Source organism: Streptomyces sp. WAC00040, assembly GCF_056835925.1.
Genome location: NZ_JAKQZE010000001.1, coordinates 1,642,985 through 1,656,685, shown reverse-complemented (window position 1 = coordinate 1,656,685; position 13,701 = coordinate 1,642,985). Strand labels below are relative to the sequence as shown.

General features: G+C 67.9%; 16 protein-coding genes. 7 read left to right on the top strand and 9 right to left on the bottom strand.

Annotated elements, in window-relative coordinates; all coding sequences use genetic code 11:
• The first annotated feature begins 127 nt into the window (after window positions 1-127).
• Window positions 128-1,510: a serine hydrolase domain-containing protein gene (locus MDN94_RS07620; RefSeq protein WP_482725147.1), complete on the top strand. Its 1,383-nt coding sequence runs from the start codon at window positions 128-130 to the stop codon at window positions 1,508-1,510.
• Between the two features lie 124 nt (window positions 1,511-1,634).
• Here the strand turns inward: MDN94_RS07620 and MDN94_RS07615 are convergent, their stop codons facing one another.
• The 3 genes from MDN94_RS07615 to MDN94_RS07605 form a co-directional block, all read right to left on the bottom strand.
• The gene (locus MDN94_RS07615; protein ID WP_482725146.1) at window positions 1,635-2,102 is read right to left on the bottom strand and encodes a MarR family winged helix-turn-helix transcriptional regulator; all 468 of its coding nucleotides are present in this window, start codon (window positions 2,100-2,102) and stop codon (window positions 1,635-1,637) included.
• 118 nt (window positions 2,103-2,220) lie between these two features.
• Window positions 2,221-3,072: a GNAT family N-acetyltransferase gene (locus MDN94_RS07610; RefSeq protein WP_482725145.1), complete on the bottom strand. Its 852-nt coding sequence runs from the start codon at window positions 3,070-3,072 to the stop codon at window positions 2,221-2,223.
• Between the two features lie 4 nt (window positions 3,073-3,076).
• Complete coding sequence (locus MDN94_RS07605) at window positions 3,077-3,622, bottom strand: DUF2269 domain-containing protein (RefSeq protein ID WP_482725144.1); 546 nt, start codon at window positions 3,620-3,622, stop codon at window positions 3,077-3,079.
• 77 nt (window positions 3,623-3,699) lie between these two features.
• Between MDN94_RS07605 and MDN94_RS07600 the strand changes: the two genes are divergently transcribed.
• Complete coding sequence (locus tag MDN94_RS07600; RefSeq protein ID WP_482725143.1) at window positions 3,700-4,341, top strand: HAD family hydrolase; 642 nt, start codon at window positions 3,700-3,702, stop codon at window positions 4,339-4,341.
• A gap of 14 nt (window positions 4,342-4,355) precedes the next feature.
• Here the strand turns inward: MDN94_RS07600 and MDN94_RS07595 are convergent, their stop codons facing one another.
• The 5 genes from MDN94_RS07595 to MDN94_RS07575 all read right to left on the bottom strand — a co-directional run bounded on the left by MDN94_RS07595 (window position 4,356) and on the right by MDN94_RS07575 (window position 8,024).
• On the bottom strand, window positions 4,356-4,835 hold the full coding sequence (locus MDN94_RS07595; RefSeq protein WP_453461181.1) for an NUDIX domain-containing protein: 480 nt from the start codon (window positions 4,833-4,835) through the stop codon (window positions 4,356-4,358).
• Between the two features lie 61 nt (window positions 4,836-4,896).
• Entirely contained in the window at window positions 4,897-5,787 is an 891-nt protein-coding gene (locus MDN94_RS07590) for a LysR family transcriptional regulator (RefSeq protein ID WP_482725142.1), read from the bottom strand.
• A 191-nt stretch (window positions 5,788-5,978) separates the two neighbouring features.
• Window positions 5,979-7,145, bottom strand: coding sequence for a cystathionine gamma-lyase (locus MDN94_RS07585; RefSeq protein WP_482725141.1), 1,167 nt, complete (start codon window positions 7,143-7,145; stop codon window positions 5,979-5,981).
• The gene (locus MDN94_RS07580) at window positions 7,142-7,639 is read right to left on the bottom strand and encodes a low molecular weight protein-tyrosine-phosphatase (RefSeq protein WP_482725140.1); all 498 of its coding nucleotides are present in this window, start codon (window positions 7,637-7,639) and stop codon (window positions 7,142-7,144) included. Before MDN94_RS07580 ends, MDN94_RS07585 begins: the two co-directional genes overlap by 4 nt.
• Window positions 7,640-7,646: 7 nt before the next feature.
• A complete protein-coding gene (locus MDN94_RS07575; RefSeq protein WP_453454499.1) occupies window positions 7,647-8,024 on the bottom strand; it encodes a phage holin family protein in 378 nt (125 codons plus the stop codon).
• 51 nt (window positions 8,025-8,075) lie between these two features.
• On the opposite strand from MDN94_RS07575, the gene MDN94_RS07570 reads away from it, so the two are divergent.
• The 4 genes from MDN94_RS07570 (at window position 8,076) to MDN94_RS07555 (ending at window position 10,315) form a co-directional block, all read left to right on the top strand.
• Window positions 8,076-8,393 carry a cupin domain-containing protein gene (locus MDN94_RS07570; protein WP_005315079.1) on the top strand — a complete coding sequence of 106 codons (318 nt, stop codon included), beginning with the start codon at window positions 8,076-8,078 and terminating at the stop codon, window positions 8,391-8,393.
• 128 nt (window positions 8,394-8,521) lie between these two features.
• Window positions 8,522-8,734, top strand: coding sequence for a DUF5326 family protein (locus MDN94_RS07565; protein WP_441263702.1), 213 nt, complete (start codon window positions 8,522-8,524; stop codon window positions 8,732-8,734).
• A 289-nt stretch (window positions 8,735-9,023) separates the two neighbouring features.
• Window positions 9,024-9,746, top strand: a complete 723-nt coding sequence (locus MDN94_RS07560) for an IclR family transcriptional regulator (protein WP_482725139.1) — start codon at window positions 9,024-9,026, stop codon at window positions 9,744-9,746.
• 134 nt (window positions 9,747-9,880) lie between these two features.
• Entirely contained in the window at window positions 9,881-10,315 is a 435-nt protein-coding gene (locus MDN94_RS07555; protein ID WP_482725138.1) for an SsgA family sporulation/cell division regulator, read from the top strand.
• Window positions 10,316-10,343: 28 nt separating this feature from the next.
• Here MDN94_RS07555 and MDN94_RS07550 read toward each other — a convergent pair whose 3' ends face one another.
• Window positions 10,344-11,681, bottom strand: a complete 1,338-nt coding sequence (locus MDN94_RS07550; RefSeq protein WP_482725137.1) for a YibE/F family protein — start codon at window positions 11,679-11,681, stop codon at window positions 10,344-10,346.
• A gap of 197 nt (window positions 11,682-11,878) precedes the next feature.
• Here MDN94_RS07550 and thiC point away from each other — a divergent pair, with 197 nt between their 5' ends.
• Window positions 11,879-13,654, top strand: coding sequence for a phosphomethylpyrimidine synthase ThiC (gene thiC, locus MDN94_RS07545; protein ID WP_482725136.1), 1,776 nt, complete (start codon window positions 11,879-11,881; stop codon window positions 13,652-13,654).
• Window positions 13,655-13,701: the final 47 nt, after the last annotated feature.

Here is a 13,701-nt window from a genome sequence, read left to right as displayed (position 1 = left end):
CTGCGGCTTCGCGGACACGGTGGGACGAGGCAGACGGCTCGACGGCCTCGTCCCCGTGTCGCCGATCAGTCCCCGTCTCACCGGATATGCGGTCGACGCGGGTTGACGGCACCGATAGACCTGATCCATGACTTCAGCCATGGAAGAACTGCTGCCGAGTACCCGGCGCTCCCTGCTGCACCGCATCGCCGTAGCTCAGAGCGAAGGGCGCGCACCGTCGCTCGCCGCCGCCGTGCAACGCCACGGGCACCTGGTGTGGACAGGATCCCGTACGTCCGTCGACGGGCATGCGCCGGACGCGGACACCCAGTACCGCATCGGTTCCATCACCAAGACGTTCACCGCGGTCCTTGTGATGCGGCTGCGGGACGAGGGGCTGCTCGATCTCGACGACCCGCTGGAGAAGCATCTGCCCGGCACGGGGGTGGGTGAGGTGACCATTGCCCAATTGCTGGGGCACACTGCCGGCCTCGGCGCCGAGACGCCGCCTCCGTGGTGGGAGCGGACGCCTGGTTCCATGCGCCCTCAGCTCTCCGACGTGCTCGGTGAGGGCACGGGGATGCACCCAGCCGGCCGGCGGCACCACTATTCCAACCCTGGCTACACCTTGTTGGGATCGCTGGTCGAAGCTGTCCGAGGGATGTCATGGGAGGAGGCGCTGAGGCGGGAGATTCTCGAGCCTCTGGGACTGGAGCGGACGAGTGCACAGCCGCAGGCTCCGCATGCCGGCGGATGGGCCGTTCACCCATGGGCGGACGTGATGCTTTCCGAGCCTGTCGAGGACCTTGGGCTCATGGCCCCTGCCGGGCAGCTCTGGTCCACCCCTGCTGACCTGTGCCGGTTCGCCGCATTCCTTGCCGAAGGGGACAAGCGGGTGCTTGCTGCTGGGTCCGTGCGGGAGATGCGGGTGCCGTCCGTGCCGCTGGAGGCGGAGGAGTGGAACGGCAGCTATGGGCTGGGACTCCAGATCGTGCGGCAGGAGGGGCGGACTCTCGTCGGTCATTCCGGCTCGTTGCCCGGGTTCGTCGCGGGACTGTGGGCGAGCGTCGACGACGGTGTAGCTGCCGTGGCGCTGGCCAATGCCACCTCCGGGCTGCCGGCGGCGACGGTCGCCGCAGACCTTGTGCGCATCGTCGCCGACGCCGAGCCGAAGATTCCTGAGCCGTGGCGCCCGCTGCCCGATGTCGACCCAGAGCTGCTGGGGCTGACCGGCCCCTGGTACTGGGGGACCTCTGCCTATGTCCTGCGCCTTGTCGCCGATCAGGGCGTGGAGCTGGAGCCGCTGCGCGGAGGGGGGCGCCGCTCGCGCTTTCTGGCCGGCGCCGACGGGACGTGGGTCGGGCTGGACGGTTACTACGCAGGAGAGACGCTACAGGTGGTGCGTCGAGGCGACGGTTCGGTGAGCCACCTGGATCTGGGCTCATTCGCCTTCACGAGGGAACCTTATGAGCCCGGCGACGCTGTTCCCGGGGGTGTGGACCCCGAGGGTTGGCGAGGATTCCGGTTCTGAACCGCGTACGGTTCTCAACCGCATACGACGTTTCACGTGAAACGTGTATCGACAGGGTTTCACGTGAAACGTCGACCCGGGCCGTACGAGGCGCGGACACTCGCCGAGCTTTCGCGCGCCGGGTTTATGCCGCGACGGTCGGCGCCTTGAGCCCCTCGACGGCTCTGACCAGCGGGGCGAGCTCCGGGTCCTTCGCTGCCTCGTCGAGTGCCTCGCGAAGTGCCGCATCGTTGGTGGGCCGGGCTTCCGCCAGAAGTTGCAGGCCCGCTTCACTGACGTCGGTGTAGATGCCCCGGCGGTCGGTAGGGCAGAGGTAGCGAGCCAGAAGTCCGCGGTCCTCGAGTCGGGTGACCAGCCGGGTGGTGGCGCTCTGGCTGAGGACGACGGCGTCGGCGACCTGCTTCATCTGGAGATGACCGCCTTCGCCGTTGTGTTGGCGGCTGAGAACGTCGAGGAGGGAGTACTCGCGGACGCTGAGGTTGTGCTTCGCCTCGAGGGCCCGCCCGATCTGGGCCTCGATGCGGCCGTGGAGCAGCGAGAGAGCGCACCATCCCTGCGCGAGGGCGGTAAGAGCGGGGTCGGTCGCTGTCATCTGTCTCCTCCTCGGTACCGGAGCGGCTTACCACCAGGGTAGGCCATGACCGCAATAGACCGCGTGTGCAATCTAAAGGCGTGTGCAACTATGCGGCGTCGGGCTCCGTCATGTCCGATCAGCCTGCCGCGACCGTCAGTGGAGCGAAACGGCGGGTCCAGTCCCCCGGGAGGTCCGCCGTGCCGAGGGTCATCACGGCGTTGAAGGCGATCGGCTCCAGGCCCCGCTCCTTCACCCAGTCGAGAAGGTCCTTGTGGCGCACGTCGATGTCGGTGCGCAGCGGCCGGTCCGTTCCGTCGGCCAGGGAGGAGATCAGAGCCTTCGCGGTTTCCGTGTCCCGGGCAATCAGAGGGCCGATGACATGAGTGTCCATGTTCGGCCAGGCCGCCGCGTAGCCCGTCAGTCTGCCGTCCTCCTCCGCGACGCGGAGCTGGTCGGCGAACGAGGGAAGCCGCGTGATCATGTGGGTGCGGTCGAGGCCGAAGACCTCGGTGTCCAGACGGACCACCTCGGCCAGGTCCTCGGCGGTCGCAGGGCGGGTCGAAACCTGCGGTCGGCCCGAGGCGGTGAAGCGGCCGCGGACCATCTCGGCGCGGCTGGTCATGGTGAAACCCAGGTCTTCGTAGAGGGGCTGTCCGAAGGGCGTGGCATGGAGGGTGAGCGGGGTGCTGCCCATGTCCTGAAGCACGTGCTGCATCAGGCGGCGCCCGATGCCCAGGCGGGAGTACCGCTCAGCGACCAGCACCATGCCGACGGCGGCGAGGTCCGTGCCGTAGTGCGTGACGACGCAGGAGGTCACCAGGCCCTTGCCGTCAGGATCATCGATCCCGTATCCCGTGCCTGCTGTGAGGAGCAGACCCCACTTGTGCTCCTCCCGCGGCCATCCACGGTCCTCGGAGAGATCGGCACACGCGGCCAAGTCGTCCTTGGTGAGACGCCTGATGGGAAGTTCGGACAGCGGTGTCTGCATGACGTCAGGCTGTCTGACGCGTTGATCTTTCGTCCACCACTTTTCGCGAACCGGTCGAGACGCGGAGCCGGCGGCCGCGCCGAGTGGGACCCCACGGCTTGAGGACCGAGACGACGGTCATGAACACATAGGTGGTCAGCGAGACCACGGGCCCCATCACAAGGTCGCGAGGTTCCGCGACGACACCGCCCGAGGTCACGGTTTCGGCCGCCCTGTCGACCCCGGGGCGGAGCACGAGGACGGACGCGGTGGTGGTCGCGAGGGTGAGCCAGAACTTGATGAACACCCATCGATGGCGCGCCAGTCCCCACGGTGTGCCCAGTGACAGTACGAGACCACTGGTCAGGGTGAGCAGCGCCAAGGGCAGTACCAGCCAGTCGGTGAAGATCTCCATGGATCGATACGACGCTTCCGCGATGGAAGCGGATTGCGAGGTGTACGCCGCGAGCGCAAGGGCCAGCAGACCGAGAGTGAGACCGAGCCAGCCGGCCGACGCGGCGACATGGACTACGAGTGTGGTCCGGCGAACGGGACGCTTGAGTGGTTTCACGTGAAACACGGTGCCTGCCACCACGGTCTGGTTGCGTCTGACAGCGGGAGTAATCACGGGTACTAACCTCGGCGTACATGAGCAGACGACCAAGGCTTCACATCTTCGATCTGGACGGCACGCTGATCCGCGGCTCTGCGGCCCCGGTCGAGATTTCACGCCAGCTCGGGCTGCTGGAGGAGATCGGTGAGGTGGAGCGGGACCTGATCGCAGGCAGGATCGGCCCGCCGGAGTACGCGGTCCGCGTTCACGCCCTGTGGTCGGATCTCACCGAGGCCCATGTGGCGGCTGCCTTCGAATCCGCTCCCTGGCTCACGGGTATCCGGGAGGTGTGGAGCGAGATCCGGTCGCGTGGTGACTATTGCGCTGTGATCTCGCTGTCGCCGTCGTTCTTCGTGGAGCGGCTGCTGGACTGGGGCGCCCACGCAGCTCATGGATCACGATTCCCGGACGTTCCCTTCACCCAGCCCGTGGATCCGGCAGGCATCCTCAGCGCGGCTGCGAAGGTGGAGATCGCCGGCCGGCTCTGCACAGGATTCGGACTGGGGATGGAGGACTGCGTCGCCTACGGGGATTCCCTGTCGGATGCCGCGATCTTTGCGGCGGTGCCCACGGCGGTGGCCGTGAACGCCGACCACCATGTCGCCGGACTGGCCAGCCACAGCTATGTGGGAACCGATCTACGTGAGGCGTATGAACTGGTGTGGTCCGCCGAATAGTTCGATCCTGAGGATCAACCGAGATCGGGTGCGTGCATGGCCCTGACGCCTTCGATGTTGCCGTCCAGATAGTGCCGCAGTGACAGCGGCACCAGATGGACGGCAGCGATTCCGACGCGGCTGAACGGCACGCGCACGATCTCGTATCCTCCGCAGGGTTCATCGACCTCTGGGCCGTGCCGCAAGGAGGGGTCCATGGATTCCAGGCGGCATACGAAGAAGTGCTGCACCTTCACCCCCGTCACGCCGCCGTCGGCGATGTGCTCGACCGTGTCGACGAAACAGGGGACGACATCGGTGATCTTGGCGCCGAGCTCTTCGTCGACCTCTCGGTGGAGGGCGTCGACGACGGTGGCGTCTTCGGGCTCGACCCCGCCGCCCGGCGTGAGCCAGTAGGGATCCACGCCGGGCTTGGTCCGCTTGATCAGGATGAGGTCGTTCCCGTCGAGCAGGATGGCGCGTGCGGTGCGCTTGACCACTGGTCGTTCGGTCATGGCAAGAGAGTGGCCCATGTCTTCGCTCTTGAAACTCCTGTGGGCGTTCTGTGCCGTGTCCTCACCACTCCGCCGCGGCGCGCAACAAGGCTTCGTGCGCCCGGGCGATATGGGGATGGGCGAGGGTGCCGGTGCGTATGACCAGGAAGTACGTGCGCAGAGGGGGCACGGGTGGTTCGAGGAGAGCGACGATGCGACCGCGTTCGAGGGCGTCCTCGCACAGGTAGCGCGGAAGTACGGCGAGCCCGGCTCCCGATGCGGTCGCTTCCAGGGCGGCCCTGAGATCGGGCGCGATGACGGTGCCTGTTGCGGCCGGCCGTGAATCGAAGACGGAGTGCCAGTACCTCGAGACGAACGGCAGGGACTCATGGACCTCGACCACAGGGAGCTGTTCGAGGACGACATGGCCCTTTCGTAACACCGAGGGCCCCAGGTGGACCGCCCAGCGGGGCGCCGCGACGAGGACGTGCTCCTCGTCGCACAGCGGCGTGGCTGTGAGGAGCCGGCCACGGGGCCGGGCGGTGGCGATGGCGAGGTCGTGGTGGCCCGCGGCGAGACCTTCGAGGGTTTCCTCCGCGTTCCCGAAGGAGGCGCGCAGGGTGAATCCCTGGCCGATCAGGGGCGTGAGCGCGGGGAGTGCGCGCGCGGAGGTGAACTCGGGCGGCCCGGCGAGATGGACCGTGCGGATGCCGGTCTCGGTGTCGAGACCTACCTCGGCTATCTCGAGCAGGGCGTCCAGATGCGGTGCAGCGCGGTGTGCGAGTTCGTCCCCGATGGTGGTCGGGGTGACGCCGCGCGCCTGCCGGAGGAAGAGCGGCCGGCCGAGTTGCCGCTCCAGTGTGCGGATCTGTCCGGTGACCGCGGGCTGGGAGAGTCCGAGCAGTGCGGCGGCGCGTGTGAACGACCCGGCCCGGTGCACTGTGACGAATGTGCGCAGTAGGGCCAGATCCATGCCATGCCCTTCCCGATCCGACGTCGCCCCCGAACCCGGCCAACTATAAATAAGTCGATAGGTCTCTGTCGCTAGCGTGATTGGACACTGACGGTGAGTCAACTAGCCTTGTCGGCACGGTTCTTAGCGCGCAGGAGCCGAGGGCGGTCCGAGCCATGAGGGGGGAGGCTCGGACCGCCCGTTCACCAGGGTCAGTCGGTGTGCGTGGACGGGGGTTCGTCCCATGCCGCGGTGGCGGCCTCGTCCAGTGCCCGCAGCACGTCCGCCACCAGGTCGTCTCCGTCCTCGGCGCCGGCGGAGAAGCGGATGAAGCCCTCGGGTACGGCGTCACCGCCCCACCGGCCTCGGCGTTCGGCGGTCGAGCGCACCCCGCCGAAGCTGGTGGCGTCGTCGACCAGGCGCAGCCTGTCGAGGAAACACTCCGCGTGGGCGCGGTCGGGCAGGTTGAAGGAGACGACGCATCCGAAGCGCCGCATCTGCTGCGCGGCGATCTTGTGCGAGGGGTCGTCCGGCAGTCCGGGATGACGCAGACCGCTGACCTCGGCGCGGCCGCTCAACGCCCGTGCGACGGCAAGCGCGTTCGCGCTCTGCCGGTCCGCACGCAGTTGCAGCGTGGCGAGCGACCGGTGCGCGAGCCAGGCCTCCATCGGCCCCGGGATCGCACCGACGATCTTGCGCCAACGCCGAACTCCGGCCGCGAGCTGGGGATCGCGGCAGGTCACGTGTCCGAGCAGGATGTCTCCGTGGCCGGTCATGCCCTTGGTGTCGCTGGCCACTGAGAAGTCGGCGCCCAGCTCGAGCGGACGCTGTCCGAGGGGGGTGGCCAGTGTGTTGTCCACGGCGACGAGCGCGCCTGCCGCATGGGCGAGATCGGCGAGCCGCCGCACGTCGCACACGTCTAGTCCCGGGTTGGAGGGCGTCTCGATCCACAGCAGACGTGCCCCGTCCAGCAGCACGGCCTGTGCGTCGCCGACGGTCGGCGCCGTGCGTACCTCGATGCCGAACGCGCGCAGCTGCTCGTGCACCAGGGGCAGGGCCTGATAGCCGTCGTCGGGCATGACGACGACGTCCCCCGCCTTCAGCTGCGACATGAGCACGGCGGAGATCGCCGCCATGCCGGAGGCGAAGGTGACGGTCTCGACGACCTCTCCGGGCGCCTCCAGCTCACCGATGGCCCGCTCCAGATGGGTCCAGGTGGGGTTCTCGTCGCGGCCGTAGGTATAGGGGCCCGTCGGCTCACCGGGCAGATGGAAGTGAGCCGCGAAGACGGGACCGGGCAGGGTCGGTTCGTACTTCAGCGGTTCGGGCAGCCCCGCCCGTACCGCCGTGGTGCCGTCCCCCTGGGTCGTGCCTGTCATGCCGCTCGCTCCTCAAGTGCAGTTCTCACGGCGTCGAGCAGTCCTTTGCCCGCCGCCTCCACCATCTCCAGGCAGTCGTCGAAACCGTCCATGCCGCCGTAATAAGGGTCGGGGACGTCGAGGTCCTCCGGCTGCGCGGGGTCGTACGCGCGCAGCATGCGTACCTTCGCGGCGTCCGCCGGCGTCGGCGCCAGCCTCCGCAGCGCCCGCAGATGTCCTTCGTCCAGCGCGATGACCAGGTCCAGGCCGTCGAACCACTCCGCCCGGAACTGCCGGGCGGAGTGGTTCGAGGGGTAGCCGTTCGCCTCGAGTACCGAGACGGTACGCGGGTCGGCGCCGTCCCCCTCGTGCCACCCGCCGGTACCGGCGCTGTCTACGCGCACGACGCGGCCGAGCCCGGCGTCCTCGACGCAGGCGCGGAAGACCGCCTCGGCCATCGGCGACCGGCAGATGTTGCCCGTGCAGACGAAGCAGACGCGATACGGGGAGCTCATGCGCCGCTCAGTCCTTGTCGGGCAGGGCGAGGTTCAGCGCCCACGAGACGACGGAGATGATCAGGCCGCCGAGCACCGCCGTCCAGAAGCCGTCGACATGGAACCCAAGGTCCAGCTTGTCGGCGAGCCACGAGGTGAGGAGCAGCATCAGAGCATTGATCACCAGGGTGATCAGGCCGAGGGTGAGGATGAACAAAGGCAGGGTCAGCAGCTTCACCACGGGCTTGACGACGAAGTTCACCAGGCCGAAGAGAAGGGCGACCAGGACCAGGGTCCAGGCCTTCTTGCCGGTGCTGTCACCGGTCAGTGTGATGTCCTGCAGCAACCACACGGCCACCCAGAGGGCACCGGCGTTCGCGATCGTCTTGACTAGGAAATTCATCATGTGTCTGATCGTGGCAGACGTGATCGGACCGATGGCAGGGGCGGGACAGGCATGAAGGCATTCCGGCTGGACGAACTCGAGGCGGAGCGCGCCGCGAACGACGGGGCGTACCTGCAGTTCCTGCGGGAACGGAACATGTCGGTCGGCCTGTACGCGCTCGACGCCGGTGAGATCGACCCCCAGCTGCCCCATAAACAGGACGAGGTCTACTTCGTGGTGAGCGGCCGCGCGGCGATCACCGTGGGGATGGAGACCACGCAGGTCGGGCGCGGAAGCGTGGTCTACGTGCCGGCGGGGGTCCCGCACAAGTTCCACCACATCAGCGAGGACCTCCGGGTCATGGTGGTCTTCTCTCCGCCTGAGAGCTGACGGCCCACCCCGCCGGTCCCTAGGGGTTCGGTCAGGGGAGTTCAAGGGCTCGCGGGCCCCCTTCCACGCTTCCGCCCGCCTAGCATCGAGGGCAGGCAAACCGGAGAAACGAGGTAGGGACGATGGCTGTGCGGGAGATGCTCACGGGGATGCCGTGGTGGGTCAAGTGGGTGGCGATCCCTGTGATCGCGTTGGTCGTATTCGGTGGACTCATCGCGAGCGTCGTCGGGTTCGTGATCGGGCTGCTCTTCAAGCTGCTGGTCTTCGTCGCCCTGGTCGGCGGACTCGTCTTCGTCGTAAGGAAGTTCATGTCGTCTGCCGGCTCACGCGGTGACTGGTAGCCGCACGGCCCACCGGGGGCGCCGCCGTTAGCCCGGCCGGGGGAACGGCCGGCCGACCGGCGTACGCGGTCAGGCCCTCCCGTCTAATCTGGCTGGCCTCTGCCGCCTCTCGGGAACACCGGCGTTCCCAACAGCACCTGTAGGTGTCCCGGGGCCGTTGCCTGTCGAGGGCACGGGGCTGCGGCGGCCGCGCGGGGGCGGCCCCCTCGCGGGTGGGCGTGCTGCCCGCCACCATGCCTGGGGGTGACGTGTGGCCGGGACGACGAAAGCCGCTACCCTGATCAGCTCCGTGCAGCGTGCCTTGAGGCTGCTCGAAGCGGCCGGCGCACATCCGGACGGGGCTCCCGCGAAGCAGCTCGCACGCGAGGCCGGGATCCCTCTGCCGACCGCCTACCACCTGCTGCGGACCCTGACCCACGACGACTACCTGCGGCGGCGGAGCGGTGTGTACACGCTCGGGGACGCCGTCGAACGTCTGGTCGGCGGTACGCCTGAGGCTCGACGCACCACCCTCGAGGACTCCCTCGCGCACTGGCGGGACGCGATCGGCGTCCCCGTCTATTTCGCCGTCTACCGCGAGGGCGAGATCGACATCGTCGCGGTCTCCGAAACGCCGTACGCCCCCGCCGTGCCCGAGTGGGCCGACTTCCGGGAGACCGGACACGCACATGCACTGGGCCAGTGCCTGCTCGGACAACTCGACGAACCGTCTCGCCGCGACCACCTGAGCCGCCATCCCGTGCAGCCCGTGACGCCGTACACGGTGGGTGACGGGCGCACCATGCTCGAGCGACTTGCCGCACGAGGGTCCATGGAGCCCGTCGTGGAACGGCAGGAATATGCACTCGGCACGGTCTGTGCCGCCATTCCGATCACTGTCGGCAGCCATGCCGCAACGATGGCCATTTCACTCCCGTTGGACCAGGAGGCCAGGCTGCTTCCGGCAGTTGAGCAGTTGCGCAGCCGAATCGGTGGGCTGTTGGGGTCACTTGCCTTCTCTATCAGTATCTGAAATATCACTCCTTGTGATCTGCTGGGCCTTCGACCACGATGGCGTCAGAGGGTCTAGGGGGATCGTTCCTGGTCGTTCCTTCTGCTTTGTTCAGTGCGGGTTCATTCATTGCTTCATCTGCTGCGGGGTATGTGATGTGCGAGTCGGTCCAGGCCGAGGTTCTGATGAGGTTCCTCGTGTCCGAGGAACTCTCCTTCCGGATTCCGGTGGGACTGGATTACGAGACAGGAGATCCGTACGCGGTGCGGATGACCTTTCACCTGCCCGGTGACGCGCCTGTGACCTGGGCATTCGGGCGGGAGCTGCTGCTCGACGGGATCAACGGGCCGAGCGGTGACGGTGATGTCCACATCGCTCCCGTGGGACCGGAAAGCCTGTCGGACGTCATGATCAGGCTTCGCGTCGGCGCGGATTCCGCACGGTTCAGGGCGGGAGCGGCGCCGCTGGTCGCCTTCCTCGACCGCACGGACAAGCTGTTGCCGATGGGGCAGGAGCTCACTCTCGGTGACTTCGAGCCCAGCCTGGAGGAAGCACTCGGCCGCATCCTCGCCGAGGAGAACGCCGGCTGACGCGTCGCCCCGCTGCTTCGCCGTCCGCTCATGCCTTGCGTCGCCGCCGCCCCCTGCCCGTCCGCACCGGCGCCCCGTTCTCCTTGCCCGGTCCCGCCGGACCGGAGCGGTCCGCGGAGACCACCAGGGCGGCGAGGGCGGTGGTCACCGGCACCGACGCGACCAGGCCGATCGACCCGATCAGCGTCCGTACGATCTCCTCGGCCACCAACTCGCTGTTGGCGACGGTGCCCACGCTGGACTGCGCGATGGAGAAGAGCAGCAGCAGCGGCAGAGCGGCACCCGCGTAGGCGAGCACCAGCGTGTTGACGACGGACGCGATGTGGTCGCGGCCGATACGGATGGCCGAGCGGTAGAGCGCCCGGGACCCCATGTCGGGGTCTGCCTGATGCAGCTCCCACACGGCCGAGGTCTGCGTCACCGTCACGTCGTCCAGGACGCCGAGCGAGCCGATGATGACGCCGGCCAGCAGCAGACCGCTCATGTCGATCTCGGGATACAGGCCGTGGATCAGGCCGGTGTTGTCGTCGGTGTTCCCACTGAGACTGGCCCAGCCGATGAACAGTGAGCCGAGCAGCCCGATCAGCAGCAAGGAGATCAGGGTGCCGATCACCGCGACCGAAGTCCGCGCGGTCACCCCGTGGCACAGGTAGAGCGCGATCAGCATGATGGCGCTCGCCCCGACCACGGCCACGACCAGGGGATTGGACCCCTGCAGAATCGCGGGCAGGATGAAGAGCGTCAACACGGCGAACGAGGCGGCGAGCGAGATCAGGGCCATCACGCCGCGCAACCGGCCGACGAGCACCACGACGAGCGCGAAGATCCCGGCCAGCAGCGCCATCGGGAATCCCCGGTCGATGTCCGTCACCGAGTACTGGAGATCGCGGGGCGCGTCCGGGGCGTACGCGACGACCACACCTTGACCTTCCTGCAACTGCCGCGGCGCGTCCGGCTGGACGATCTCGACGAAGGTGCGGCCCTTGTCCTTGCCCGTGGTCACTTCGACGGTCGCTCTGGCGCACTGGCCCTGCTGCGAGTTGACCGCCTCGCGGCCCTCCGGCGTGGAGGTGTCGCCGGTCGGCGGTACCTGGGCGGCGTTGACGTCCTTGCAGTCGACCCTCTCGAGAGAAACCACCTTGCCCTGCTCCGTCTGGCGGTCGAAGCCGACACCGGTGCGCTCGTGGCCGGGTGCGCCCCCCGGCCACAGCACGGCGAGCCCGACGAGGACAGCCGTCGCGAAAGGGATCAGAACAGCGGCGATGACCTTGCGAAGGTGTTTGGAGACTGGCGCGGCGGGCCCATGACTGTGCGCATGACTGTGGGCTTGGCCGTGCGGTTCTGGGGGCTGCGGCGATGAGGTCACGGACCGATCATCGCAAGAGCAGGAGGGGGCCCTCTGTTCAGCGCGCCAGATATGACGCTAGCGTGGTGGCACCTTTGCACACGCGGGAGCTCGGAGCACCGGGCTGAGAGGGCGCTGACCTTCGTACATCCGTACGGGACAGCTGCGCCGACCGCCGAACCTGTTACCGGGTAATGCCGGCGTAGGGAGTAGGTCTCATGACCGTATCGGACGCACGCACGCCTGCCTCGAACCAGAACGACGAGGCCGGGAAGTCCATTGGCTGGCACAAGGGATACGTCGAGGGTTCGCGCCCCGACCTTCGGGTGCCGGTCCGCAAGGTGCACCTCACCAACGGCAAGGATGTGACGCTGTACGACACGTCCGGCCCGTACACCGACCCGAACGTCGAGACCGATGTACGCCGCGGGCTGGCGCCTCTGCGGGAGAGCTGGATCATCGGCCGCGGCGACACGGAGGAGTACGCGGGGCGGCCGGTCAGGCCCGAGGACGACGGAATCAAGCACACGTCGCCGCGCGGCGGACTGCGCAACCTCGACGCGGTGTTCCCCGGCCGCCCGCGCCAGCCCCGCCGCGGACGTGATGGCCAGGCGGTCACCCAACTCGCGTACGCCCGTCGGGGCGAGATCACGCCGGAGATGGAGTACGTCGCCATCCGCGAGAACGTCTCCCCCGAGGTTGTGCGGGAGGAGATCGCTGCCGGCCGGGCCGTTCTGCCGGCGAACGTGAACCACCCGGAGATCGAGCCGATGATCATCGGCAAGCGGTTCCTGGTGAAGGTCAACGCCAACATCGGCAACTCCGCGGTCACCTCCTCCATCGAGGAGGAGGTGGAGAAGATGACCTGGGCGACCCGCTGGGGCGCCGACACGGTCATGGACCTGTCCACGGGGCGCAACATCCACACCACCCGCGAGTGGGTGCTGCGCAACTCCCCCGTGCCGATCGGCACCGTGCCGCTGTACCAGGCACTGGAGAAGGTCGACGGCAAGGCCGAGGAGCTGACCTGGGACGTCTACAAGGACACCGTCATCGAACAGGCCGAGCAGGGCGTGGACTACATGACGGTCCACGCGGGGGTACTGCTGCGCTACGTGCCGCTGACGGCGCGCCGCAAGACCGGCATCGTCTCGCGCGGCGGCTCGATCATGGCGGCGTGGTGCCTCGCGCACCACAAGGAGTCCTTCCTGTACGAGCACTTCGAGGAGCTCTGCGAGATCCTCGCCGCGTACGACGTGACGTACTCCCTCGGTGACGGCCTGCGGCCCGGCTCGATCGCGGACGCCAACGACGAGGCGCAGTTCGCCGAGTTGAAGACGCTCGGGGAGCTCAACTCGATCGCGAAGCGTTTCAATGTGCAGACGATGATCGAAGGCCCCGGTCACGTCCCGATGCACAAGATCAAGGAGAACATCGACCTCCAGCAGGAGATCTGTGAGGAGGCGCCGTTCTACACCCTCGGTCCGCTCACCACCGATGTTGCCCCCGCCTACGACCACATCACCTCCGGCATCGGAGCGGCCATGATCGCCTGGTGGGGCACGGCCATGCTCTGCTACGTGACACCCAAGGAGCACCTGGGCCTTCCGGACCGTGACGACGTGAAGACCGGTGTCATCACTTACAAGATCGCCGCGCATGCGGCGGACCTCGCCAAGGGGCACCCGGGCGCCCAGGAGTGGGACGACGCGCTGTCCGACGCGCGCTTCGAGTTCCGGTGGGAGGACCAGTTCAATCTGGCCCTTGACCCGGACACGGCCAGGGAGTTCCACGACGAGACGCTGCCGGCCGAACCGGCGAAGACCGCGCACTTCTGCTCGATGTGCGGTCCCAAGTTCTGCTCGATGAAGATCTCGCAGGACATCAGGCGCAAGCACGGCGGCGACCTCGCGGAGGCGGAAGCCGGCATGGCGGAGAAGTCACGGGAGTTCGCTGCCGCGGGCAACCGGGTCTATCTGCCGATCGCGGACTGACCCGCGCGAGCAGCGACGGGTGGGTGGGCCGGCACCGCGGTGTCGGC